We start from the raw sequence: 24,353 nt of genomic DNA, 5'->3' as shown, positions 1-24,353 counted from the left end.
CACACCAGGAGGCCATCATGCAGGACATCGAATCGTCAGAACGCCCGGCCGCGGCCCCACGCATCAGCGTGATCGGCACCGGATACCTGGGCGCGACGCACGCGGCCGCCATGGCCGAGATGGGCTTCGAAGTCGTCGGCGTCGACTCCGACGAGCGCAAGGTCGAAGCGCTGAGCAGGGGAGAGGTGCCCTTCTACGAGCCCGGGCTGCCCGAGCTCATCCTGAAGCACGTCTCCAGCGGCGCGTTGCGGTTCACCACGGACATCGCCGAGGCCACCGCGTTCTCTGACGTGCACTTCATCTGCGTCGGCACGCCGCAGCAGCGCGGCAGCCACGCCGCCGACCTCAGCTACGTGGAGGCGGCCACCGCCCAGGTGGCGAAGAACCTCACCCACGACGCACTCATCGTCGGCAAGTCGACCGTGCCGGTGGGAACCGCGGCTCGACTGCGGTCCATCATCGCCGACCTGGTGCCGGCCGGAATCGACGCCGAGCTGGTATGGAACCCCGAGTTCCTCCGTGAGGGCAAGGCGGTGGAGGACACGCTTACCCCCGACCGCATCGTGCTCGGGGGCACCTCGGAGAAGGCCGAGCGGCTGATGCGCACCGTGTACGCACAGCCGATCGCGACCGGCATCCCGGTGATCGTCTGCGACCTGCCGACGGCCGAGCTGGTCAAGGTGAGCGCCAACGCGTTCCTCGCCACGAAGATCTCGTTCATCAACTCGATCGCCGAGATCTGCGAGGTTGCCGGCGCGGACGTCACGACCCTCGCCGACGCGCTCGGACATGACGTCCGGATCGGCCGTCAGTTCCTGAACGCCGGGCTCGGATTCGGCGGCGGTTGCCTGCCGAAGGACATCCGCGCCCTGATGCACCGCTCCCGCGAGCTTGGCGCCTACCAGGCATCCGCCCTGCTTCAGCAGGTGGACGAGATCAACATGGCTCAGCGCCAGCGGGTGATCAACCTCACGCTCGAGGCGGTCGGCGGGTCTGTGCTGAACCGGCGGATCGGCGTGCTCGGGGCAGCGTTCAAGCCGCACACCGACGACGTGCGCGACTCTCCGGCGCTGAACGTGGCTGCAGCACTCCACCTGCGCGGCGCCCAGGTTGTGGTCTACGACCCGCAGGCCGGCCAAACCGCCCGCCGCAACTTCCCGACCCTGAGCTACGCCGACTCGCTCGCCGATGCCGCGGCCGGCGCGGACGCGCTGCTGGTGCTCACCGAGTGGGCAGAGTTCGTGGACGCGGACCCGGCGCAGCTCGCCACCCAGGTGAACACGCCGCAGGTAATCGACGCCCGCAACTGCCTCGATGCCGCCGCGTGGCGGGCAAGCGGCTGGACGGTGCGCACGCTCGGCCGGTCGACGCAGCCCGACAGCGACCGGGCCAGCAGCCGTCAGGCCGTCCTGGTCTGATTCGGACAACCCCCACTAACTGGGGGCACGCGATAAATCTGAGGCTATATCGAGGATGCAGCGGGATGGCTACTCTCAAAGGAGTTGCCGCTCCGAGCTTCCGGTAGGACTCCCCAGGGGCGCGTGACAGGGTCGGCTCCACTCCTCGGTGCATTCGGGTTGCACCGCGGAGTGGAGCCTTTGTCATTCAGTCCGGGATTCCGGTAGCACCTCGGAATGAATTGCTTTCACTCTAGCTGGTTGATCCGACGCAGACCAACCTCCGCACACGAAAAAGTCCGCGCGAGCAACCGTCACCGGTCACTCGCGCGGACTGTCGCGCGGGGGTGTTTACACGCCGTAGTACAGCTCGTACTCGAACGGGTGCGGACGCTGCGCCATCGGCAGCAGCTCGTGCTCGCGCTTGTAGGCGATCCAGGTGTCGATGAGGTCCTGCGTGAAGACGCCGCCGGCAAGGAGGAACTCGTGGTCGGCTTCCAGCGCGTCCAGCGCCTCGCCGAGCGAGCCCGGCAGCTGTGGGATGTTCTTGGCTTCCTCGGGCGGCAGCTCGTAGAGGTCCTTGTCGACCGGCTCGTGCGGCTCAATCTTGTTCTTGATGCCGTCGAGGCCGGCCATCAGCTGCGACGCGAACGCGAAGTACGGGTTGCTGGCGGCGTCAGGCACGCGGAACTCGATGCGCTTGGCCTTCGGGTTGGTGCCAGTGATCGGGATGCGGATCGCGGCGGAACGGTTGCCGGCCGAGTAGACCAGGTTCACCGGAGCCTCGAAGCCGGGCACCAGACGACGGAAGCTGTTGATGCTGGGGTTGGTGAAGGCGAGCACCGCCGGGGCGTGCTTGAGCAGTCCACCGATGTACCAGCGAGCCAGGTCGGAGAGGCCGCCATAGCCGGCCTCGTCGTAGAACAACGGCTTGCCGTCGCTCCACAGCGACTGGTGCGTGTGCATGCCCGATCCGTTGTCGCCGAACAGCGGCTTCGGCATGAACGTGGCAGTCTTGCCCCACTCGGCCGCGGTGTTCTTGACGATGTACTTGAACTTCAGGATGTCGTCGGCGGCGTGCACCATGGTGTCGAACTTGTAGTTGATCTCGCCCTGGCCGGCGGTGCCGACTTCGTGGTGGCTGCGCTCGACCTCGAGGCCGGCGTCGACGAGCTTCAGCACGATGTCGTCGCGCAGGTCGGCGTGCTGGTCGACCGGGCTGACCGGGAAGTATCCGCCCTTGAACGGCGTCTTGTTTGCGAGGTTGCCGCCGGGCTCTTCCTTGCCGGAGTTCCACGCGCCCTCCGAGGAGTCGACGCTGTAGAAGCTGGAGTTCTGCTTGATCTCGTACCGCACGTCGTCGAAGATGTAGAACTCCGCCTCCGGGGCGAAGAACGCGGTGTCGGCGATGCCGGTGGAGGCGAGGTACTTCTCGGCCTTCCTGGCCACCTGACGCGGGTCACGGGCGTAGATCTCGCCGTTCCGCGGGTTATAGATGTCGAACACCATGATGAGCGTGCGCTCGGTGCGGAACGGGTCGACGTACGCGGTGCTCACGTCGGGGATGAGCTGCATGTCCGATTCGTGAATCGATGCGAAGCCGCGAATGGAGGAACCATCGAACAGCTGACCGACTGAGAAGAACTCCTCGTCAACGGTGGAGGCAGGGATGTTGAAGTGCTGCTGAACCCCGGGCAGGTCCGTGAAGCGGATGTCGAGGAACTTGACATCCGTGTCCTTGATGAACGAGAGCACCTCGGAAGAATCACTGAACATGCGAATGGTCTCCTGAGTTTGGTACTTGAGCGGAATGGGCGAGCGGAAGCGGGATCCTCACGGACTCAGCTCCGACCCTGTCTGAGGGTACGGTCGCGGCATTTCGCCGCAGTGACGCCATTGTTTCGGCCATGTTACGGGAGTCGGCTGGATAGGATCGATGTCGTGTTTGATACCGCCCCATCCTCATCCGACTGGCCCGGCAAGAAACTCGGGCTTCCTGAGGAAGGGCCTCGGTCCGTCGGGCGTCTGGGTCGCCGGCTGGCTGCCCTGGCTATCGACTGGGCGATTGCTGTGGTGATCTCGGTCGCCTTCTTCGCGTATGACCCTTTCGCGACTCTCGCGATCTTCGCCGCCACTCAGATCCTGTTCCAGTGGCTGACCAACGGCAGCATCGGCCACCTGATCATGCGGATGCGCGTTGTGCCGGTCGCCGGCGGCTACCTCGGCGTATGGCGGCCCATCGTGCGCACCCTGTTGATCTGCTTCGTGATTCCCGCGGTGATCTGGGACGCCGACCAGCGCGGTCTGCACGACAAGGCGGCCGGTACGGTCCTGGTGCGCGTCTAGGAGACCGCTGACGAGGTCGGTTTGCCCCGCGGGGATGCGCCGACTGCGCGTGTGGCCCGCGCGCGGGCCGCGCTCGGCACCACCGCGCGACTTCCTTCACCGAACGCTGCCAAAACGGCCGAGCGCTCCCGCCGCGGCGGGAGCGCTCGGCCGTTTTCGGCGCGCTCACGCGAAGCGCCGCCGCCACGCGTGCTGAGCGCCGCCGTTTCGGCCGAGCGCCGCGGTTTCGGCAGCTGTGATGTCTCAGGGCTTCGTGGATGCGATCGCCGTTGTCGGAGAGGAATTTCTCTGGTGATCCGTGGCCAGTCGACAAGGCCTGCCTGCAGGAATATCCGGGCCACGGTCGCTTGGGATGGCAGCTTGGCGCGGCTCGGTACATCGCTGGGTCAGCGGCCCGGAACTGTCTCTCCTAGCGGGAGATTAGCGCGGACGCGGCGCCCGCATCTTGAACGGGTCGACGCCCTTCGGGATCGGCAGCGTGCCGCCCTTGCCGAGCGAGTTCAGCCGGTTGTTCACGGCGATGACCTCGGCCTTGTTCAGCGTCTTCTTGAACTTGTTGAGGCTCGGGGCGATACGGTGCAGCGGGGTCGAATCCTCGTCGGGACCGACGTACAGGAAGTTGATCGGCACATTCGGCACGATGCGCGCGATGCCGCGACGCTCGTCTTCGAGCATGCGCTTGGTGCGTGACTTCGGGCCCTCGCCGATCAGCACGATGCCCGCCTTGCCCACGGCGCGGTAGACCGCATCCTGAGTCTTCGGGCTCACGTTGATCGGCATCTCACTGGCCTGCCAGCTGCGTCGCAGCGAGCTCTTCAGCACCGCACCCACCGCACCGGGCTGACCCTGGATCTGGCCGTATGCGGCGCGTTCCGCGCGACGACCGAGCACGATCAGCACCGCGAGTACACCGGCGAGCACACCGGTGATGGAGTACAGGATGATGCCGACGACGTTGTCGCCGGACAGCCAGATCGCGAGCGCGACACCAATCAGCACCGGGATGATGAACGCGGCGAGCATGAACCAGATCGCCAACGAGTCATAGCGGCGGGTCATCTGGAAGACCTGCCACATCTGCTTGATGCGACCGGGTTCCTTGGGGGCGGAAGAGCTGCGAGCCATACTCTCTAGGATACGGGGTCGGAGAGGTCACGGATCCCGCACCGGTAGGGCAATCAGCCCTGAGTAGTGCCCCTCAACACCGCTCCTCAACAGTGCGGCGTTGCGCACAGGTTCACGGCGCTGCTGGCGGCGTCACTCGAACGTGGGTCAGCATGAGGCCATGCGCCGAACCACCGTGCTGGATCAGCCACTTGCGGTCGCCGCGGACGAGCCCCTGCTGGGGATCGACACCGTGGTCGGTGGTCTGCGCGTGGTTCGCCGGCTTGGCGCGGGCGAACGTGCGGAGGTCTACCTGGCGGTCGTCGACTCCGAACCGCCGATGGCGCTGAAGGCCTACCGGAGGTGGGTCAGCGACGACGACATCGCGCGGGAGATCGAGGCGATGACATGCGTCTCGAACGAACACGTTGTGCAGCTTCTGGATGTTGCGAGCGACCGTGACGGACGGCCATGCCTCGTGCTGGAACGGCATCCGAAAGGCTCGCTGAGCGAGTTGTTCACCAGTGGGCGACCGTGGTCCGCCGGCGAGGCTGTCACGGTGCTCGCTCCGCTCGCCCAGACGCTCGGCGTTCTGCATACGGCGGGAGTGGCGCACGGTGCCCTCGGACCCGGTCGGGTGCTGTTCTCGGAGCGCGGTGCGCCGGTGCTGATCGGCTGGGGGCGGGCGGCGCTATTCGCCGCTGGCTCGCCGCCCGTCGCTCTGGAGCAACACGAGACGGCGACACGAGACCGAATGCGTCTGCGGCGGATCGCCGGATCCGTGCTTGAAGCTGTGACAGGAGACACGATCGCGATGAACTCCTGTACCGCCCTGGCGGGGTGGCTCGACTCGAGCGCCGATACCGCCGGTTTCTGCGACGAGCTGGCCGAGCGGCTGTTTGCCGTGGCGGATCCGCAACCGATCGACCTCGGTCGCGGCGGCGTTGCGGTGCCGGTGACTCGACCAGCGTTCGAGCGCGTGGCCGTGCCGCCCCGGATCGACGACGCCGACAGCAGACAAGAGCCGGCGTCTCGTCCCGGCTGGCTCGCGGCGCTCCCGCTGCCGGAATGGCTGCACGATGCGGCGGCTGCGCACGGGGCGACGTGGTCGCGTCAGATCCTGACGCGACTGCGCACGGTGCGTCTCCGGTTCTGGTTCGCGGCCGCGGCGGTCGCCGTTGCGTTCACGGCTGCCATGGTGCTCATTCCGGGGAACGACAGTGCTCCGGATGCCGGAACTGGACACGATCCGCAGCCGACGGGTCCGGCGACGGCAGGCCCACCGATCGTGGGCGAGGGCAGCGCGGTACTGGCGGATGACCCGCTGGCTGCCGCTGCCGAGCTGCTGCAGACTCGGGCCCGCTGCTTGCGTGATCTCTCAGTGCTCTGTCTGGATGCGGTCGCCCAGCCGGGCTCAGCCGCTCTCACCGCTGACGAGGCAACGATTCGTGCAGTGCGCGACGGTCAGCTCGAGGCGGCAGCGGTCGACGTCGCGGTGGGTGACCCGCTGCTGGTGGAACGACTCGGTAATTCCGCCCTGATTGATCTCGGTACAGACAGCGAACCGGCCTCGCTCCTGGTGATCAGGAGCGAGGCCGGTTGGCGGATCAGGGCGTACTTGGGTGATCAGTAACCGAGGTTGCCCTCGAAGTTGCCCGCCTCGAGACGGTTCTTCACGGCCACCAGGAAGCGCGATGCGTCTGCGCCGTCGATGATGCGGTGGTCGTACGAGAGCGCCAGGTACACCATTGAGCGGATCGCGATGGCGTCAGCGCCGTCCACCGACACCACGACGGCACGCTTGGTCACGATGCCGGTACCGAGGATCGCGGACTGCGGCAGGAACACCACGGGCGTGTCGAACAACGCGCCGCGCGATCCCGTGTTGGTCAGCGTGAAGGTGCCGCCGGCGAGCTCGTCAGGCTTCAGCTTGTTCTCACGCGTGCGGTCGGCCAGGTCGGCGATCTGCTGTGCGAAACCGGCCAGGTCCAGCTCGGCGGCGTTCTTCACAACCGGGGTCAGCAGGCCGCGCTCGGTGTCAACCGCGATGCTGATGTTCTCGCTGGCCGGGTACACGATCTTGTCGCCGTCGACCGTGGCGTTAACGATCGGGTAGGTCTGCAACGCCTCGGTAGCGGCGAGGGCGAAGAATGGCAGGAAGGACAGCTTGGCGCCGGTCTTCTGCTGGAACTCGTCCTTCACCTTGCTGCGGAACGCGGCGACCTTGGTTACATCGACCTCGACGACCGACGTCAGCTGGGCGGTGCCCTGCATCGACTGCACGGCGCGCTCGGCGACAACCTTGCGCAGACGTGTCATCGGCACCGTGGTGCCGCGCAGCTCGGAAACCTCGAGCGGTGCGGGAGCCGCAGCAGCCGGAGCCGCGGCGGACGGGGCAGCAGCGAGAACATCTTCCTTGCGGATTCGGCCACCGACACCGGTACCCGAGAGGGATGCCAGGTCGATTCCGCGCTCGTTGGCGAGCTTGCGCACGATCGGAGTGACGTAGCCGGCGTTGGACCCAGACGGTCCGACAGCCGGCTCGGCTGCCGGCGCTGCGGGTGCAGCCGGAGCAGCGGCGGGTGCCGGGGCGGCAGGTGCTGCGGCCGGAGCCGGAGCCGCGGCAGCAGCGGGTGCCTCGTCGACCTGTGCGGCCGGTGCCGGGGGAGCAGCAGGTGCCTCCTCGCCTGGCGCCGGAGCAGCAGCCGATGGCACCTCGGCCGGAGCAGCAGGCGTCGGAGTTGCAGCCGGAGCAGCCGGAGCAGCCGGAGCAGCGGGAGCAGCAGGTGCCTCAGCCGCCGGTGCCGCTGGAGCGGCCGGAGCCGGAGCCGGAGCAGCGGGCGCCTCAGCAGCCGGAGCGGCCGGTGCCTCTGCCGCGGGTGCTTCCGCTGCGGGAGCCGCTGCCTCTTCGGCGGGAGCCGCCGGTGCCTCGGTTGCAGCCTCGCCGGAACCGATCGTCACGAGGGGGGTGCCCACCTCGACCGTCTCGTCCTCCGCCACGAGAATCGCCTCGATCACGCCCGCGATCGGCGACGGGATCTCGGTGTCGACCTTGTCGGTTGAAACCTCGAGCAACGGCTCGTCAACCTCGACACGGTCGCCAACGTTCTTCAACCAGCGGGTGACCGTGCCCTCTGTGACACTCTCTCCGAGTGCCGGGAGGTTGACGGATTCGCTCATCAGTGATGCTCCTTTGTAGCCCTGTGGGTGTTCTTAGTCTAGTTATGCGGCATGTGCCGCTTAGAGTGCGTGCCGGTTAGAGCGCGTGCAGCGGCCGGCCCGCGAGGTGGAGGAACGCCTCGCCGAGCGCTTCATGCTGCGTCGGGTGTGCGTGGACGAGCGGCGCGATGTCTTCCGGGTATGCCTCCCAGTTCACCGCGAGCTGTGCCTCGCCGATGAGCTCGCCGACACGGGCGCCGATCATGTGCACGCCGACGACGGGACCGTCGTTGACACGCACGACCTTGATCGATCCGGCGGTGCCGATGATGGCGCTCTTGCCGTTGCCGGCCAGGTTGTAGTCGTAGCTCGTCACCTTGTCGGCACCGTACTTCTCGGTGGCCTTGGCCTGGCTGAGCCCGACGGACGCGATCTCGGGGTCGCAGTATGTGACCTTCGGGATGTTGATGTCTTCGATGATGATCGGGTTGAGGCCCGCAAGCTCCTCGGCCACGAAGATGCCCTGCTGGAATCCGCGGTGCGCGAGCTGCAGCCCGGGGACGATGTCGCCGACGGCGTAGACGCCGGGGATGTTGGTGCGCAGGCGCTCGTCGGTGATGACGAACCCGCGGTCCATGGTCACGCCGACCTCGTCGAAGCCGACGCCGGCCGTCGACGGTCCGCGGCCGACGGCCACCAGCAGCAGGTCGGCTTCAATGGTCTGGCCGTTCTCCAGCGTGACGACAACACCGTTCTCGTTCTGCTCGACGCTCTGGAACCGCACGCCGACCGTGAAGTTGATGCCGCGCTTGCGGAATGCGCGCTCGAGCTGCTTGCTGACCGACTCGTCTTCGTTGGGTACCAGGTGCGGCAGAGCCTCGATGATGGTGACATCTGCGCCGAACGACTTCCAGACGCTCGCGAACTCGACGCCGATCACGCCGCCGCCGAGCACGGCGACCTTGTTCGGAACGAAGTCGAGTTCGAGGGCCTGCTCCGACGTGATGACACGGCCGCCGAGCTCGAGGCCGGGAAGCGACCGCGAGTATGAGCCGGTCGCGAGGATCACGTTCTTGCCGGTGACGGTGATGTCGCCGACCTGAACCGTCGTCGGGGAGGTCAGCTTGCCTTCGCCCTCGATGGTGGTGATGCCGCGAGCCTTGACCAGTCCCAGCAGACCCTTGTACTTGCTGGCAACGATGCCCTGGCGGTACGCGGTGACCGCCGACATGTCGATTCCCTCGAACGTCGTGGTCACGCCGTACTTGGAGGACTCGCGTGAAACATCCGCGACCTCTGCGGAGTGCAGCAGCGCCTTGGTGGGAATGCAGCCCACGTGCAGGCAGGTGCCGCCGACCTTGCCCTTCTCAATCAGGCCAACCGAAAAGCCCAGTTCGCTCGCGCGCAGAGCGGCGGCGTAGCCACCGCTTCCGCCGCCGAGAATGACAATGTCAAAGTTTTGTTCCGACACCCAGCAACTCCCTCGTGCTCTTTGCAGGCGCCATCCAGGGGGTACGCGGAGGGGCCTGATGAGTGGCAAGATTTCCTCGCCACGACGACTTTACTACGCGCGCGAATACCGTTCGGCCAGCGCGAGGAGCGAAAGAACAGGGGTTCCGGTGGCGCCGGCGCCCAGATAGCCGCGCGACGCCGACCCGTTGTCTGCGGTGCCCGCGATATCCAGGTGCAGCCAGGGGATGCGCGGCGCGTCGTCGCCGTCGCCGGTGGAGCCGATGAACTGCTGCAGGAACACGCCGGCGACCAGTGCGCCTCCGGGCTTGGGCCCCGCCTTTCCATTGCTGAGGTCTGCGACATCCGAACGCAATGACTCCATGAGATAGCTCGGCAATGGCAGTGGCCAGAAGGCCTCTCCGGTTCGGATGCTGAGATCCTGCAGTTCGGCGATGAGGTCGGCGTCGCCCATCGCGCCGCTGGTGCGGTCACCGAGGGCGCTGACCACGGCGCCGGTCAGGGTGGCCACGTCGACGATGGCGTCCGGACGTTCCTCACTGGCCGCGACCAGTCCGTCGGCGAGCACCAGCCGGCCTTCCGCGTCGGTGTTGAGCACCTCCACGGTCTTGCCGCCGCGGATTCGAATGACGTCGTTCGGTCGCAGGGCGGTGCCGGATGGCAGGTTTTCGGCGAGGCAGAGCCAGCCGGTGATGCGCACCGGCAGACCGAGCCTGGCGGCCGCGATGGTGACCGCCAGTACGGAGGCGGCACCGGCCATGTCGTACTTCATGCCCACCATTGACGCGGCGGGCTTGAGCGACAGTCCGCCGGAGTCGAAGGTGATGCCCTTGCCCACCAGGGCGAGGTGCCGGGTGGCGTTCTCGGGGGCGTAGCTGAGCTTGACCAGGCGCGGACCGCGTGTCGATCCCTGGCCGACGCCGAGGATGCCGCCGTACCCGCCCTCGGCGAGATCGTCGGCGTCGAGCACGGTCAGCTCGACCGGCAGCTCGCTGGTGAGGGTCTCGGCGGCGTCGGCGAAGCTCTGCGGGAAGAGGTGCGACGGGGGAGCGTTGACCAGATCCCGCACCGTGGCCATCGCCTCGGCCACCGCGGTGGCGCGGGCGAGCACCGCCGCGGCATCCGTCACGGTCGCGATCATCGTGATGTCACTCGCCGGGGTCTTGGTGGTGGCGAGCGTGTCAGAGCGGTAGCGGGTGTAGCTGTACGCGCCGATCGCGGCGCCTTCCAGGATGGCGGCGGCCTCATCGTCACTGGCCGCGGGCAGCGCAAGCGTGAGCGAGTCGATCCCGCGCAGCTGCCTGGTGGCCGACCCTGCCGCGTTGCGCAGCGTCGATTCCGAGGTGGCGCCAGAACCCAGGCCGATCAGGGCGATGCTGGGACCGTCGGGGGAGACGGCGGGCAGCCGCAGCAGTTCGTCCTCTGCCCCGGTGACGCCGAGCCCGCCGAGCGCGGCCGCGATTTCCTGCAGCTCTGGCACATCCGACTGCAGCTCCGGCCCGCTCGGCGTCTTCCGCACGCCGAGCACGAGCACGTCGGAGGTGGCGGAGAGGGCGGAGGCTGAGCTGATTCGCAGGGCAGGAATGGTCATCCGGCCATCGTATGTGGCGCCGTCGGCGCTGTTCGCTCTCGGCAGACCCGGTGCGCCGTCACCGCCCGGTGTCGCGGCTACGCTGGAACCATGCAAGATCCGGCAGGTTTATATGAGGTTGTGCTCGACACCACAGAAGTGCCGGTGGGGCTTCACCTCGTCGCCGGACTGACCGGATTCGCCGATGCCGGCTCCGCGGTCACCCAATTCAGTGAGTACCTGCTCGACACGCTGAAGCATGAGATCGTCGCATCCTTCGACGTTGACGCCTTGCTTGACTACCGGTCGCGCCGGCCGTCGATCTTCTTCGACCAGGACCACCTGAGCGACTACCGTCCGGCCAAGCTGCGGCTCTACCTGATGAAGGATGAACTGGGGAGCTCGTTCCTGCTGCTCACCGGCTTTGAACCAGATTTCCAGTGGGAACGGTTCACGGCTGCCGTGCTGCAACTCATTGACCGGTACCAGGTGAAGACCACCACATGGGTGCACTCCATTCCGATGCCGGTGCCGCACACGCGGCCGATCGGGGTCACCGTCAGCGGCAACCGGATGGAGCTGATCGATTCGCTGTCGATCTGGAAGCCGCAGACGTTGGTGCCGGCGAACGCGCTGCACCTGATCGAGTATCGGCTGCAGAACCTGGACCACCCCACCGTGGGGTTCGTGCTGCTGGTTCCGCATTACCTGGCAGACACCGAGTACCCGCTGGCGGCGCTGACGGCACTGGACAGCATCGGTGCCGCGACCGGGCTGATCTTCCCGACCGACCACCTGCGCGAAGATGGCAGGGAGTTCGTCGCCAAGATTGACGAACAGGTTGAGGGCAACCCCGAGCTGGCCAGGCTGGTCCACACGCTTGAGGTGCGGCACGACAGCTATATGGAAGACAATCCGATGCGCTCCCCGCTGACCGACGAGGACGGCGAGTTGCCCACGGCGGATGCCATCGCGGCGGAGCTGGAGAAGTTCCTGGCCGGGCGACGCGACGACTTCCCGCCGCAGTAGCCGGCCGCTTATGTCGCACCTGTCCGCGGGCTCCTCCTAAGCTGGCAGGGTGAACTCCAGACGCTCGTGGCTAATTTTCGCCGTGGGTGTCTTCGCTTATCTCATTGCCGTGATGCAGCGCAGCTCGCTCGGCGTCGCTGGCGTGGAGGCAACCGATCGCTTCGCTGTCTCGGCGGCTGAGCTGTCGTCATTGGCGGTGCTGCAGCTGGTCGTCTACGCGGCGCTGCAGATACCGACCGGAGTGATGCTCGACCGGGTCGGACCGCGGGTGCTGCTGCTCGCGGGCGCGGCGCTGATGGTGGCAGGGCAGCTCATGCTCGCACTCAGCCCGGCGTTCGCGGTGGCCGTCGTCGGCCGCATGATGCTCGGCGCCGGCGATGCGATGACCTTCATTTCGGTGATGCGTCTGCTGGCGTCGTGGTTCAACGGGCGGACCCTGCCGCAGGTCACGCAGTGGCTGGGCACCCTCGGGCAGCTCGGCCAGGTGCTCTCGGCGATCCCGCTGTCGTTCATCCTGAGCGAGTGGGGTTGGTCGCCGGCGTACTTGAGTGCCGCCGCCCTGTCGCTGTTCACCGGCGTGCTCATCGCGGTCTTCATCAGCGACGGAGCAGCGGAGGGGTTCGGCCAGTCTGTCTCCTGGCGCGCCGCCATGAAGCAGCTGCGCGAGAGCCTGCGCCGCCACGGCACGCAACTCGGCTTCTGGGCACACTTCACCACCCAGTCATCCGGTGCCATGTTCTCGCTGCTGTGGGGGTTCCCGTTCCTCTCGGTGGCGCTCGGTTATGGTCCGGTGCTGGCCGCAGGACTGCTCACGATCATGGTCGGAGCCGGCTTCGTCACCGGACCGATCATGGGTGTGCTGTCGGCGCGCTATCCGATGCGCCGAAGCAACATCGTTCTCGGCGCGGTCGTGTCGATGGGCATTGCCTGGGCTGTGGTGTTGCTCTGGCCTGGCACGCCGCCGCTGTGGCTGATCGTGGTGTTGATCGCCGTGCTCGGGATGGGCGGACCCGGCTCGCTCATTGGTTTCGACTTCGCGCGCACCTTCAACCCGATGCGCAGCCTCGGCTCGGCAAACGGCGTGGTGAACGTGGGAGGGTTCACCGCCACGTTCCTGATGATGCTGTTGATCGGGCTCCTGCTCGATGTGATGGATCGTGCCTCGGGCGGATCCGGGCTGCCAGAAGAGTTGTACTCGCTCGACCACTTCAGAGTGGCGTTCTCGGTGCAGTTCATCGTGATCGGCGCCGGCACGGTGATGCTGTTGCGTTCCCGCAAACGCACCCGCGATTCTCTGCACGAATCAGAAGGAATAGAGGTAGCGCCCTTCTGGGTTGCACTGGGCAGGCTGTGGCGTCGCAAATCCTGACCGTCGCGCAGGGGAGAACCCTCGCGGTGGCACCCTGCGCACCGCAGGCGTGTAATAATGGATGGGAGAGACCCTGTCAACCATTTTAATGTCCGCGAACGTGTGGACATCGGACTTGACAAGGGTCTTAGTACTGCCCGAAATCGCCCGGAAAGGTGCTCGAATGGCAACCCGAAAGACCACACCCGCACAGACTGCGGAACCCGCTGAGGTCAACGACGACACCGCGGCTGAGGCTCAGGCCGCCGCGCCCAAGACTGCAGTGAAGAAGGCTGCCGTCAAGAAGGCGCCTGCCGTCAAGGCCGCCGCCACCAAGGCGCCTGCGACAAAGGCTGCAGCCAAGGCGCCTGCGACCAAGGCCGCCACCGCGACGCGCGCCAAGCGCGCCGCGAAGGCCGCCGAGGTTGAGGCTCCGGCCAGTGACGCCGATGTCGACACGACAGAGGCGACGGATGACGAGGAGACCAAGTCAACCGGTACCGATGAGAAGCTGCCCACCGGTGCGCTGGTGCTGTCTGTCGTCGACGACGAGGACGAGGTCCCGGTCTACTCCGCCGCCATCACTGGCGCCACCGCCGACCCGGTCAAGGACTACCTGAAGCAGATCGGTAAGGTCGCCCTGCTGAACGCGGCCGAAGAGGTCGAGCTGGCGATGCGTATCGAGGCGGGCCTGTTCGCCGAGGACAAGCTGGCGAACACGCCCGGCCTCAGCAAGGAACTGCAGCGTGAGCTGCAGTGGGTGTCCCGTGACGGCCAGCGTGCCAAGAGCCACCTGCTGGGTGCGAACCTGCGTCTGGTGGTGTCGCTCGCGAAGCGCTACACCGGTCGCGGCATGCAGTTCCTTGACCTGATCCAGGAGGGCAACCTCGGCCTCATCCGTGCCGTCGAGAAGTTCGACTACACCAAGGGCTTCAAGTTCTCGACCTACGCGACCTGGTGGATTCGTCAGGCCATCACCCGCGCCATGGCCGACCAGGCCCGCACCATCCGCATCCCGGTGCACATGGTCGAGGTCATCAACAAGCTGGCCCGCGTGCAGCGCCAGATGCTGCAGGACCTGGGCCGCGAGCCCACGCCTGAAGAGCTGAGCCGCGAACTCGACATGACGCCTGAGAAGGTCGTCGAGGTGCAGAAGTACGGCCGCGAGCCGATTTCGCTGCACACGCCGCTCGGTGAAGACGGCGACAGCGAGTTCGGCGACCTGATCGAGGACACCGAGGCCGTGGTTCCCGCGGACGCGGTGGGCTTCACCATGCTGCAGAAGCAGCTGGAGAGCCTGCTCGACTCGCTGTCCGAGCGTGAGGCCGGAGTGATCCGGATGCGGTTCGGACTCGGCGACGGCATGCCGAAGACCCTCGACCAGATCGGTGACACCTTCGGTGTAACGCGTGAGCGCATCCGCCAGATCGAGTCGAAGACCATGGCCAAGCTGCGTCACCCGTCACGGTCACAGTCGCTGCGCGACTACCTTGAGTGATCAAGCCGTTCGACGAGAGGACTAACCGACATGGCACATGCCGCGAATGAGGGCAAGGCTCTCGCTGTCGAGGTAGACGGGGCGAAGTTTCAGCGGATTCCGCTGAAGACCCACGTGATCACCCGCGAAGACAAGCTCCCCGAGATTGTCTCCCGGTATGCCGCATCGGAAGTTCAGGCTGGCGACATCCTGTTCATCACCGAGAAGATCGTGGCGATCACCCAGGGCCGCTCCTACCCGATGGACGAGATTAAACCGCGCCCGCTCGCGACCTTCCTGTCCAAGTACGTCACGAAAACCTCGTACGGCATCGGGCTGGGCATGCCGGAGACCATGGAAATGGCTCTTCGTGAGGTAGGAACTCCGCGGATCCTGCTCGCCTCAGCGGTGGCTGCGGTCACCAAGCTGATCGGTCGCCGTGGCGACTTCTACCGGGTAGCCGGCTGGAGGGCGCGCGGCATCGATGGGCCGACCAGCCACACCATCCCGCCGTACAACTCCCAGGTGGTGCTGGTGCCGCTGCGTCCGCGTCAGGTCGCGGCCGACGTGAAGAAGGCGCTCGGTTCCTCGCTCGAGGTCGCCGTGGTCGACATCAACGACCTCGGAGGCAACATCCTCGGCTCCACGCTGGATGCCGCCGGTGAGGCGCGCCTGGTGCGCATCCTGAGCGACAACCCGCTCGGCCAGGGTCACCAGAGCACGCCGATGGGAATCATCCGCGCCGCCTGACCCACCGCGGCATCCGCCATACGAAAGAACGCTCCTGCGATGCTCGCAGGAGCGTTCCTCGTTTGTGGCGCCGGGTTAGAAGCCGATCGCCTCGCGGTAGCGGGGGAGGCTTCCGGTGCGGATGCCGGTGATGCTCGGCTTGTTCTCGTAGACGCCGGCAGCCCAGTTGCCCTCGATGAGCACCGGTCCTGTTTCGGTCATCACGACGTCCCAGCCGACGTACTGCACGTCGGGGACCACCCTGGCGACCTTGTCGATGAACGCGTACAGTTCGTCGACCATCGGCAGCTGGAAGTCGACGATCGAGACGCCGGACTCGGGATGCGTCAGGTGCACGCTGTTGTGCGAGTCGTAGCCCGGTCCCTTGGACTTTCCGTGCAGGTCGAGCATGGTGTAGAAGCCGCCGAAGGTCTGCTGGTCGCTGGCTGCGCCCCTGCCGAACTTCTGCGCCATCGACAGAACGTGGGTGGTGGTGCCGTCGAAGAACGTGGTGATGCGGGTGGTGTTGGCGGTGCCGGGGCAGATGGCGGCGAGAATCGGATGCTGGGTGATGTAGTCCTCGAGCAGGGTCTGGCCCTTGGCCAGCAGCTGGTCGCGGAATCCGGCCCAGTCGGCGATCGATTCGGCCTCGTAGCGTTCCACCCCGTGACCGGCGCTGGAGACCGGAACTTTGCCGATCACTTGGCCGTGCCGGGTGACGAAGTCGCGCACCTCGTCGTTGGAGGCGGCGAGCACCTCAAGCCAGTCGCGACCAAGGAACGCGTCGAACGCCCGGTTGAACTCGATCTTGTCGTGGAAGGTCGAACGGTGCGCGGGGTGATCGAACTTCATCGCAATGTGGTTCGAGATCGAGTGGGTCATGAAGGTGGACCGCTCGGCCTTCGTCAGGATCGCGAAGTCCCAGTCCACGTAGTCCTGGAAGGCGGTGTTGCGGAAGGCCGCAGACCAGAGCATGTCGGCCAGGACGACCGGTGTGGCCTTCTTGTGCTCGTCGGCGACTTCCTTGGCTCGGGTGACGACCGACCCGACATCGATGCGGCGGGCCCGATTGGTGACGTATCGGAGGCGTGACTTCAGGCTGAAACGGTTGGCGCTCACGTGGTGTTTTCCCCTCGGCGGCCGAAAATGTACCCCACCAGTCTACCGTCGGGCCGTTCGGGGGCTCGCCGCGGCACCGGCCGGCGGTGTCCGGTGGTGTGCGGTTGCCACCTGTCGCCCGCTGCGGCCGCAGGGCACGCCGATATACTGTCCCGATGCGATCCGAGTGCCCGCCTCTGGTGATGTCCCCGCGCGATCGTCCGGTGCCCTGCACCGCCCGGCCACGGAACAGCGTCGCCGCGTGACGGTGGTGAGTCTCGGCGCGCGGGTGCTCGAACTGTCTGAGGCGCACGCCTCCCACCTGCACAGCGCGTTGCACGGCGACCCCGCCGGCGCGGAAGCGTGCGTGCGGGACCTGGCGAGTGACCCCGTCCGGCTCTCGGCCGAGGTGGTCTCGGTGAAGGCCGTGGCTTCCGACGCCGGCGTGTCATACGGCCACACCTACCGCACACCCAGCGACACCACCCTGCTGCTGGTGGCCATCGGCTACGGCCATGGTGTGCCGCGCAAGGCCGGCAACCGTGCCGAGGTGACCTGGCGCGACCGGGAGGGCACGGCCCACCGGATGCCGATCGTTGGCCGTGTGGCGATGGATGTGCTCGTCGTGGATGCCGGGCAGCAGCCGGTGCAGATCGGCGATCGGGTCGTGCTGTTCGGTGTCCCGGCCGCCGGGGAGATTTCTCTCACCGAGTGGGCAGCGAGCGTCGGCGAACATCCCGTCGCGGTGATCGCCGGACTTGACGACCGGGTCAGCCGGGAGGTGCGCGCATGACCGAGCCCTCTGCGGTCGTCCTGGTCTCGCGCGACGCCCTGCGCCACAACGTGCGCCTGGTGCGCGAACGCGTCGCCCCCGCCGAGCTGCTCGCGGTGGTCAAGGACAACGCGTACGGTCACGGCCGCGAAACGGTGGTCAAGGCCCTGCTCGACGTCGGCGTCACCCGGTTCGGCGCCCTTGACCTGGTCAGCGCCCTCGCCGTGCGCGAGCTCGCACCCGACGCCATGATCTTCGCCTGGGTGTTCGACAGCGGCGACGACTTCGCCCTGGCGATCCGTGCCCGCGTCGACATCGGGGTCACCGCCGCCGACGTACTGGAACGGGTCGCCGCCGCCTCGGCAGCGCACGCGGATGGTGCGGTTCCCGTGCACTTGAAGATCGACAGCGGCCTGCACCGTGCCGGGGTTCTGCCCGCCGAGTGGGGCGGGTTCGTCTCGCGGGCGGCCGAACTGGAACGCGCCGGCCTGATCAGGGTTGCCGGCCTGTGGACCCACATCGCCGAGGCATCCGATGACGATGACAGCCGCGCGATCGCCGAGTTCTCCTGGGCCGTTGACGAGGCCGAGCGACAGGGCCTCGACGCGAGGCTCCGACACCTGGCCGCCAGTGCCGCCGCGTATGCGCGCGCCGACGCACGATTCGACATGGTGCGGGTCGGCGCGTTCCTCTACGGCATCGCGCCGGGCGGGGGAGTGGGGCCGGCCGAGCTGGGGCTCCGTCCCGTGATGACGCTGCAGGCGCCCGTGCTGGCCGTCACACGCGCCAGCGACCGCGAGCTGGCGTCCATCGGTTTCGGTGGGGCGATGGGACTACTGACGGATGCCGCGGGCCGGGTCTCCGTGGCGATCCACGGGGCACGATGGCCAGTGACGGCGGTGCACCCGACCGAGACGATCATCGACGTCACCACGGATGGCTCCGCGCCTGCCGTGCGAGCGGGCGACGTGGTCACCTTGTTCGGCGATGGCGCCCACGGTGAGGCGACCCTGCAGGAATGGGCGGACGCGATGGGCACCATCGGCGAGGAACTGGTCACCCGGGTGTCCGCGCTGGTGCCGCGTCGAGTGGTGGACTAGCGGCGAAGCATCGTTCGGGGCGAGGCATCGTTTAGGGGCGAGGCATCGTTTAAGGGCTTAAGTCGTTGTGGGCCAGCCAAAGTTGGCTGGCCCACAACGGGTTGTAGATGAAAGTATGTGTCGCTGCCGGCGGCAGCGACGGGGTCAGACCGCTGCGGTGAGTCGGTGCGACTCGTCGTGCCACTCGACCGCGGTCGCGGCCAGCTTGTCCTTGAACTTTGCGCCGTGGTGGGCACAGAACAGGAGTTCGCCGGCGGCAATGGTCACGCGAATGTAGGCCTGGGCGCCGCAGCTGTCGCAGCGGTCATACGCGGTGAGTTCGTCGGCGGGGCGCTCGAGCTCACTGGTGGCGGCGTTCTCGGTTGTTATCTGAGACATGTGCTGCTCCTTAGGGCTCGGCAGGTATTGATCTCGTGCCTACATACAAGCATGCCCCGCTGACAAAACCGGCCAATTCCGGGGCAGTTCGCTGTGCGCGTAGCCCGCGGGGCTGCCCCCGTCGCGCGGAATCCGGGTCACGAGTGTCGGACTGGTGGCCGCTGACGGGTGTCGGAGGCGAGCAGCGTCGGTGGCAGTGATTACGCTGGATCTGCACCACATCCCAGAATCAAGGAGACCCCCGCTTGGCGAGTTCCGACTACTCCGCACGCCACCTCTCGGTACTCGAAGGACTTGAAGCGGTTCGCAAGCGCCCCGGCATGTACATCGGCTCCACCGACTCCCGCGGCCTCATGCACTGCCTCTGGGAGATCATCGACAACTCCGTCGACGAGGCACTCGGCGGTCACGGCGACCAGATCAGCGTCATCCTGCACGCCGACAACAGCGTCGAGGTGCGAGACAAGGCCCGCGGCATCCCGGTCGACATCGAACCGAAGACCGGCCTGTCCGGCGTCGAAGTGGTGTTCACGAAGCTGCACGCCGGCGGCAAGTTCGGCAGCGGCTCGTACGCGGCATCCGGTGGTCTGCACGGGGTCGGCGCCTCGGTGGTGAACGCCCTGTCAGAGCGTCTGGACGTCGAAGTGGACCGTGACGGTAAAACCTGGGCCATGTCCTTCCACCGCGGCGAGCCCGGCAACTTCGCCGACAAGGGGGAGGCGACCCCCGACGCGCCGTTCACGCCGTTCGTGTCCGGCAGCGAGCTGCGGGTGGTCGGCAAGGTCGCCAAGGGCGTCACCGGCACCCGCATCCGGTACTGGGCAGACCCGCAGATCTTCACCCGCGGTGCGCAGTTCCAGTCCGCAGACCTCACGGCGCGGGCGCAGCAGACCGCGTTCCTGGTGCCCGGCCTCGGCATCGAGATCACCGACCAGCGCGCCGAGGAGCCGGTGACCCAGTCGTTCCAGTACGCCGGCGGCATCTCCGAGTTCGTCGGCTTCCTCTCCGTGGACGCGCCGATCACGGACACCTGGCGCATCACCGACAGCGGCACCTTTACCGAGACGGTTCCGGTGCTGCAGGAGAACGGTCACATGGTGCCGACCGAGCTCACCCGCACCTGCGAGGTCGACCTCGCGCTGCGCTGGGGCACCGGGTACGACACCGTCCTGAAGAGCTTCGTCAACATCATCTCCACCCCGAAGGGCGGCACGCACCAGGCCGGGTTCGAGGCGGGGATGCTGAAGTTCATGCGCACCCAGGTGGAGCAGAACGCCAGACGGCTGAAGGTCGGCAACGACAAGCTCGAAAAAGACGACGTACTCGCCGGGCTCACCGCGGTGCTCACGGTGCGCGTGCCGGAACCCCAGTTCGAAGGCCAGACCAAGGAAGTGCTGGGCACACCAGCGGTGCGCGCCATCGTGGCGAACGTGCTGACCAAGGCGATGGGAGCGCGCTTCGCGTCGGCCAAGCGCGACGACAAGGCACAGGCCGCCCTGGTGCTCGACAAGGTCGTCGCCGAGATGAAGTCACGCATCTCCGCCCGCGCGCACAAAGAGACCCAGCGGCGCAAGAACGCGCTCGAGAGCTCGTCGCTGCCGACCAAGCTGGTCGACTGCCGGTCGAACGACGTGTCGAACAGCGAGCTGTTCATCGTCGAGGGCGACTCGGCGCTCGGCACGGCCAAGCTCGCTCGGGACAGCGAGTATCAGGCGCTGCTGCCGATTCGCGGCAAGATCCTGAACGTGCAGAAGGCGTCGGTATCCGACATGCTGAGCAACGCCGAGTGCGCGTCGATCATCCAGGTGGTGGGCGCTGGCTCCGGCCGGAGCTTCGACATCACGCAGAAGCGCTACGGCAAGGTCATCATCATGAGCGACGCGGATGTCGATGGCGCCCACATTCGCACCCTGCTGCTCACCCTGTTCTTCCGTTACATGCGGCCGATGATCGAGAACGGCAACGTGTTCGCTGCGGTGCCGCCGCTGCATCGGGTGGTCGTGATGAACCCCGGCTCCAAGCCGAACGAGACGATCTACACATACTCCGAGGCGGAACTGCAGGGCGTGCTCGACGGGCTGAAGCGCACCGGCAAGAAGTACCAGGACCCGATCCAGCGCTACAAGGGGCTCGGGGAGATGGATGCCGAGCAGCTGGCGACCACCACCATGGCCCGCGACGGTCGCACATTGCGCCGTGTGAACATGGCGGATGCCGAGAACGCGGGTCGAGTGTTCGAGCTGCTGATGGGCAATGACGTCGCCCCGCGCAAGGAGTTCATCATCGATGGCGCCGGCCTGTCCATGGACCGCATCGACGTGTAACTGCTCGGCTGGCTCGGGTTCCGGGCCGCGCGAGGTCGCGGCGGTGGCTCCCGCAGGCGGGCTACCCCTGTTCGGCGCGACGCTGGTCGATCTCGGCCTCGAGACGCTTGATCCGCTCCTGCGCCTCAGACTGGGCGATTTCGCGCTCGAGGTCGGCGATCTGTTGCTCCGTCGACCGAGCCGCGGGTGTCGACTCCGCCGAGGCCGTCGACCACACTGTCGTCTGGGCGGCATGCTGATCCGGCGCCCCATGCGCGCCGGCCCCGAACGCGCCCCGGTTGACCGGAGCGCTGTGCTCGCGACCCACGGCGAACCAGATGATGCTGCCGATCAGCGGCAGAAAGATGATCAGCAGCACCCAAGTGAGCTTCGGAAGATGCCGAATCTGACTGCTGTCCCTCACGATGATGTCGATGAGGGCCGCCAGCACGACACAGAACAGCACGAGCGAGATAAGCACATACATGAGCCGGAGTCTAGTGAAGACCGGTCGACATTGTGCGGATTCTTCACAATGAACCGGGCGCAACCCGAGATGCGAAACGACGTTAGGACGTCCCGGGCAGGGCCCGGTCAGGCGAGCGCCGAAGCGCGCCGCCCAACCGAGCCGATGACCGCGTCCAGAGGCGTTCCCGAGGCATCCCGCTTGGCGCCCGGCGCCGGCAGTGTGCGCACCGAGCCATCCACGCCAACCGCCAGCGCCGGCCACTGACCGATCCAGGCGAGCGCGAGGGTGTCCTCGCCCTTCAGGAATGCGTGCGCTCGAACACCGCCGGTTGCCCGCCCCTTGCCGGGGTACTGGTCGAAGAACGACACCTTCGCGCGACCGGGGTCGGTACCGGGAATCGTGTCGCTCGAGCTGGACACCGTGACGACGACCGCCGCCTGCGGGTTCACCGACCCGAAGAAGATCACGCGGGTATCACCGGTGACATTGATTCCGGCGACACCGCCCGCGGCCGTTCCCTGCGGGCGCACCTGTGACGCCGTAAAGTGCAGCAGTTGGGCGCCGGATGTCACGAACACCAGCTCTTCCGATTCCGGACCCTGCCCGGCACCGACGACCTCGTCGCCGGGCTTCAGCGCGATGACCTCGAAGGCTGGCTTGTTCGGGTAAACGCCGGTCGACACCCGCTTGACGACACCCTGCGCGGTGCCCAGCACGATCGAGTCCGCGCCGTCAAGCGACACCACGGCGAGCACACGTTCGGTCTTGTCTGTCAGGCCGATGTAGTCGCGGATCTTGGTGCCCGCCGCCAGCTGGATCGAGTTCGTGGGCACCGCGGTCAGGCCGACGGGGGAGAAGCGGATCAGGCGGCCCTTGTTGGTGACCGCGCCGATCTCCGACCGGGCTGTGGTCACCACCGATGACAGGACGGCATCGTGCTTGGAGCGGCGCGCCGGCGGCGCCGGCGTGTCGAGCAGGTCGTCGGCGAGGTCGACCCGGATCGCGCGCCCGGTGGTCGACAGATACACCCGGCACGGGACATCCGGAATCTCCAGCACCGGTCCGGACTTCCTCGACCCGCTGGAGGCGATGCTGGGCGCCGCCTCGGTCAACAGCGTGCGCCGGGGGGTGCCGAACCGCTCGGCGACCTCGGCCAGCTCCTCGGAGACACGGCCGCGAATCCGCGCCGGACTGCTGAGCAGCGCCACGAGTTCGTCGATCTCGGCCTGCAGCTTGTCGCGTTCGGCCTCCAGCTCGATGCGGGAGAACTTGGTCAGTCGCCGCAGTCGCAGCTCGAGGATGTACTCGGCCTGCAGCTGGGAGAGGTCGAACACCTCCATCAGCTTGGTGCGGGCCTGCTCGGACTCGTCGCTCGCGCGGATCACCTGGATGACCTCGTCGATGTCGAGGATGGCAATCAGCAGGCCGGAGACCAGGTGCAGCCGCTCCCGACGCCTGGCCAGCCGGAACTCGCTGCGCCGGGTGATTACCGACAGGCGGTGGTCGACGTAGACCTGCAGCAGTTCCTTGAGGCCCAGCGTGCGGGGCCCGCCGTCCACCAGGGCGACGTTGTTGATGTTGAAGCTGTCTTCCAGCGGCGTGTGCTTGTACAGCTGCTCGAGCACCGCTTCCGGGCTGAACCCGGTCTTGATGCCGATCACCATGCGCAGGCCGTGCTTGCGGTCGGTCAGGTCGGTGACGTCGCTGATGCCGCTCAGCTTCTTGTTGCCCACCCCGTCCTTGATCTTCTCGATCACGCGTTCCGGGCCGACGAGGTAAGGCAGCTCGGTGACGATGATGCCGGTCTTGCGGGCGGTGATCGGTTCGATCGACACCTTCGCGCGCGTCTTGAACGCGCCACGGCCGGTGGCGTAGGCGTCCTTGATGCCGGCGAGGCCGCTGATCGTGCCACCGGTCGGCAGGTCCGGTCCGGGCACGAAGGCCATCAGGTCGTCCAGCGTGGCATCGGGGTGCTCGAGCAGGTGCCGGGCGGCGCCGACCACCTCGACGAGGTTGTGCGGCACCATGTTGGTGGCCATGCCGACGGCGATGCCGCTGGCGCCGTTGACCAGCAGGTTCGGGTATGCGGCGGGCAGTACGGAGGGCTGCATGAACTGGTTGTCGTAGTTGGGCACGAAGTCGACGACATCCTCATCGAGGCCCTCGGTCATCGCCAGCGCTGCGGCGTCCAGGCGCGCCTCGGTGTACCGGGCCGCGGCGGGGCCGTCATCCAGTGAGCCGAAGTTGCCGTGCCCATCGATCAGCGGCACCCGCATGGTGAAGTCCTGCGACAGGCGAACCAGCGCGTCGTAGATCGCGGTGTCGCCGTGCGGATGCAGCTTGCCCATCACCTCGCCGACGACGCGCGCCGACTTCACGTGGCCGCGATCGGGACGCAGCCCCATCTCGGCCATCTGGTACAGGATGCGCCGCTGAACGGGCTTCAGGCCGTCGCGTGCGTCGGGCAGGGCTCGTGAATAAATAACGGAATACGCGTACTCAAGGAACGAACCCTGCATCTCGGTCGAGACGTCGACGTCGTCAATGCGTTCGCCGGAGGGCGCTGTCGGAGGTGAATCTGGTGCAGTCATAGGATTGCCTTTA

The 24,353-nt window shown here is 66.9% G+C and carries 19 protein-coding genes; 10 read left to right on the top strand and 9 right to left on the bottom strand.

The features are described from left to right. The first annotated feature begins 17 nt into the window (after positions 1–17). Positions 18–1,418: a UDP-glucose dehydrogenase family protein gene (locus tag HCT51_RS08665; RefSeq protein WP_166872859.1), complete on the top strand. Its 1,401-nt coding sequence runs from the start codon at positions 18–20 to the stop codon at positions 1,416–1,418. A 330-nt stretch (positions 1,419–1,748) separates the two neighbouring features. On the opposite strand, the gene glnA is transcribed toward HCT51_RS08665, so the two are convergent. Next, entirely contained in the window at positions 1,749–3,173 is a 1,425-nt protein-coding gene (gene glnA / locus HCT51_RS08660; protein WP_166871661.1) for a type I glutamate--ammonia ligase, read from the bottom strand. Positions 3,174–3,338: 165 nt separating this feature from the next. Between glnA and HCT51_RS08655 the strand changes: the two genes are divergently transcribed. Continuing rightward, entirely contained in the window at positions 3,339–3,743 is a 405-nt protein-coding gene (locus tag HCT51_RS08655) for an RDD family protein (protein ID WP_166871664.1), read from the top strand. A 420-nt stretch (positions 3,744–4,163) separates the two neighbouring features. On the opposite strand, the gene HCT51_RS08650 is transcribed toward HCT51_RS08655, so the two are convergent. After that, entirely contained in the window at positions 4,164–4,868 is a 705-nt protein-coding gene (locus HCT51_RS08650; RefSeq protein ID WP_166871668.1) for a DUF4191 domain-containing protein, read from the bottom strand. A gap of 160 nt (positions 4,869–5,028) precedes the next feature. On the opposite strand from HCT51_RS08650, the gene HCT51_RS08645 reads away from it, so the two are divergent. Next, on the top strand, positions 5,029–6,480 hold the full coding sequence (locus tag HCT51_RS08645) for a protein kinase domain-containing protein (protein ID WP_166871671.1): 1,452 nt from the start codon (positions 5,029–5,031) through the stop codon (positions 6,478–6,480). On the opposite strand, the gene sucB is transcribed toward HCT51_RS08645, so the two are convergent. From sucB to HCT51_RS08630, 3 genes are all read right to left on the bottom strand, one after another. After that, positions 6,474–8,027, bottom strand: a complete 1,554-nt coding sequence (gene sucB / locus HCT51_RS08640; RefSeq protein WP_166871673.1) for a 2-oxoglutarate dehydrogenase, E2 component, dihydrolipoamide succinyltransferase — start codon at positions 8,025–8,027, stop codon at positions 6,474–6,476. The two genes, HCT51_RS08645 and sucB, sit on opposite strands and share 7 nt — an antisense overlap. A gap of 76 nt (positions 8,028–8,103) precedes the next feature. Beyond that, positions 8,104–9,477 carry a dihydrolipoyl dehydrogenase gene (gene lpdA / locus HCT51_RS08635; protein WP_166871676.1) on the bottom strand — a complete coding sequence of 458 codons (1,374 nt, stop codon included), beginning with the start codon at positions 9,475–9,477 and terminating at the stop codon, positions 8,104–8,106. Positions 9,478–9,570: 93 nt separating this feature from the next. Then, positions 9,571–11,067 carry a leucyl aminopeptidase gene (locus tag HCT51_RS08630; protein WP_166871679.1) on the bottom strand — a complete coding sequence of 499 codons (1,497 nt, stop codon included), beginning with the start codon at positions 11,065–11,067 and terminating at the stop codon, positions 9,571–9,573. Between the two features lie 90 nt (positions 11,068–11,157). Here HCT51_RS08630 and HCT51_RS08625 point away from each other — a divergent pair, with 90 nt between their 5' ends. The 4 genes from HCT51_RS08625 (at position 11,158) to HCT51_RS08610 (ending at position 15,650) form a co-directional block, all read left to right on the top strand. Then, positions 11,158–12,075 (top strand): proteasome assembly chaperone family protein, encoded by a 918-nt coding sequence (locus tag HCT51_RS08625; protein WP_166871682.1) that lies wholly within the window; start codon positions 11,158–11,160, stop codon positions 12,073–12,075. A gap of 49 nt (positions 12,076–12,124) precedes the next feature. Further along, on the top strand, positions 12,125–13,444 hold the full coding sequence (locus tag HCT51_RS08620) for an MFS transporter (protein WP_166871685.1): 1,320 nt from the start codon (positions 12,125–12,127) through the stop codon (positions 13,442–13,444). A 163-nt stretch (positions 13,445–13,607) separates the two neighbouring features. Further along, entirely contained in the window at positions 13,608–14,921 is a 1,314-nt protein-coding gene (locus tag HCT51_RS08615) for an RNA polymerase sigma factor (RefSeq protein ID WP_166871688.1), read from the top strand. 30 nt (positions 14,922–14,951) lie between these two features. Beyond that, entirely contained in the window at positions 14,952–15,650 is a 699-nt protein-coding gene (locus tag HCT51_RS08610; RefSeq protein ID WP_166871690.1) for a coenzyme F420-0:L-glutamate ligase, read from the top strand. A gap of 75 nt (positions 15,651–15,725) precedes the next feature. On the opposite strand, the gene HCT51_RS08605 is transcribed toward HCT51_RS08610, so the two are convergent. Further along, positions 15,726–16,748 carry a sugar-transfer associated ATP-grasp domain-containing protein gene (locus HCT51_RS08605; protein ID WP_166871693.1) on the bottom strand — a complete coding sequence of 341 codons (1,023 nt, stop codon included), beginning with the start codon at positions 16,746–16,748 and terminating at the stop codon, positions 15,726–15,728. Positions 16,749–16,989: 241 nt separating this feature from the next. Here HCT51_RS08605 and HCT51_RS18725 point away from each other — a divergent pair, with 241 nt between their 5' ends. Both HCT51_RS18725 and HCT51_RS08595 read left to right on the top strand, forming a co-directional pair. Next, positions 16,990–17,520: an alanine racemase C-terminal domain-containing protein gene (locus HCT51_RS18725; protein WP_224760740.1), complete on the top strand. Its 531-nt coding sequence runs from the start codon at positions 16,990–16,992 to the stop codon at positions 17,518–17,520. Beyond that, positions 17,517–18,599: an alanine racemase gene (locus tag HCT51_RS08595; protein WP_166871699.1), complete on the top strand. Its 1,083-nt coding sequence runs from the start codon at positions 17,517–17,519 to the stop codon at positions 18,597–18,599. The genes HCT51_RS18725 and HCT51_RS08595 overlap by 4 nt, the downstream gene beginning before the upstream one ends. Positions 18,600–18,743: 144 nt before the next feature. Here the strand turns inward: HCT51_RS08595 and HCT51_RS08590 are convergent, their stop codons facing one another. Further along, a complete protein-coding gene (locus tag HCT51_RS08590; protein WP_166871702.1) occupies positions 18,744–18,977 on the bottom strand; it encodes a DUF7455 domain-containing protein in 234 nt (77 codons plus the stop codon). A gap of 245 nt (positions 18,978–19,222) precedes the next feature. Here HCT51_RS08590 and HCT51_RS08585 point away from each other — a divergent pair, with 245 nt between their 5' ends. Further along, positions 19,223–21,301 carry a DNA gyrase/topoisomerase IV subunit B gene (locus HCT51_RS08585; RefSeq protein ID WP_166871704.1) on the top strand — a complete coding sequence of 693 codons (2,079 nt, stop codon included), beginning with the start codon at positions 19,223–19,225 and terminating at the stop codon, positions 21,299–21,301. A gap of 61 nt (positions 21,302–21,362) precedes the next feature. Here HCT51_RS08585 and HCT51_RS08580 read toward each other — a convergent pair whose 3' ends face one another. Further along, positions 21,363–21,767, bottom strand: a complete 405-nt coding sequence (locus HCT51_RS08580) for a PLD nuclease N-terminal domain-containing protein (protein WP_166871707.1) — start codon at positions 21,765–21,767, stop codon at positions 21,363–21,365. Between the two features lie 107 nt (positions 21,768–21,874). Beyond that, entirely contained in the window at positions 21,875–24,340 is a 2,466-nt protein-coding gene (locus HCT51_RS08575; protein ID WP_166871710.1) for a DNA gyrase/topoisomerase IV subunit A, read from the bottom strand. Positions 24,341–24,353: the final 13 nt, after the last annotated feature.

This window comes from Salinibacterium sp. ZJ450, from assembly GCF_011751885.2.
Taxonomy (GTDB): domain Bacteria; phylum Actinomycetota; class Actinomycetes; order Actinomycetales; family Microbacteriaceae; genus Ruicaihuangia.
This window is presented reverse-complemented; position numbering and strand designations above follow the sequence as displayed.

What these genes read in the sequence shown, in the direction of transcription:
- HCT51_RS08665 (WP_166872859.1), top strand. Translation starts at nt 18, where the DNA reads ATGCAGGACATCGAATCGTCAGAACGCCCGGCCGCGGCCCCACGCATC.
- glnA (WP_166871661.1), bottom strand. Translation starts at nt 3,173, where the DNA reads ATGTTCAGTGATTCTTCCGAGGTGCTCTCGTTCATCAAGGACACGGAT.
- HCT51_RS08650 (WP_166871668.1), bottom strand. Translation starts at nt 4,868, where the DNA reads ATGGCTCGCAGCTCTTCCGCCCCCAAGGAACCCGGTCGCATCAAGCAG.
- HCT51_RS08645 (WP_166871671.1), top strand. Translation starts at nt 5,029, where the DNA reads ATGCGCCGAACCACCGTGCTGGATCAGCCACTTGCGGTCGCCGCGGAC.
- sucB (WP_166871673.1), bottom strand. Translation starts at nt 8,027, where the DNA reads ATGAGCGAATCCGTCAACCTCCCGGCACTCGGAGAGAGTGTCACAGAG.
- HCT51_RS08630 (WP_166871679.1), bottom strand. Translation starts at nt 11,067, where the DNA reads ATGACCATTCCTGCCCTGCGAATCAGCTCAGCCTCCGCCCTCTCCGCC.
- HCT51_RS08625 (WP_166871682.1), top strand. Translation starts at nt 11,158, where the DNA reads ATGCAAGATCCGGCAGGTTTATATGAGGTTGTGCTCGACACCACAGAA.
- HCT51_RS08615 (WP_166871688.1), top strand. Translation starts at nt 13,608, where the DNA reads ATGGCAACCCGAAAGACCACACCCGCACAGACTGCGGAACCCGCTGAG.
- HCT51_RS08610 (WP_166871690.1), top strand. Translation starts at nt 14,952, where the DNA reads ATGGCACATGCCGCGAATGAGGGCAAGGCTCTCGCTGTCGAGGTAGAC.
- HCT51_RS08595 (WP_166871699.1), top strand. Translation starts at nt 17,517, where the DNA reads ATGACCGAGCCCTCTGCGGTCGTCCTGGTCTCGCGCGACGCCCTGCGC.
- HCT51_RS08590 (WP_166871702.1), bottom strand. Translation starts at nt 18,977, where the DNA reads ATGTCTCAGATAACAACCGAGAACGCCGCCACCAGTGAGCTCGAGCGC.
- HCT51_RS08580 (WP_166871707.1), bottom strand. Translation starts at nt 21,767, where the DNA reads ATGTATGTGCTTATCTCGCTCGTGCTGTTCTGTGTCGTGCTGGCGGCC.
- HCT51_RS08575 (WP_166871710.1), bottom strand. Translation starts at nt 24,340, where the DNA reads ATGACTGCACCAGATTCACCTCCGACAGCGCCCTCCGGCGAACGCATT.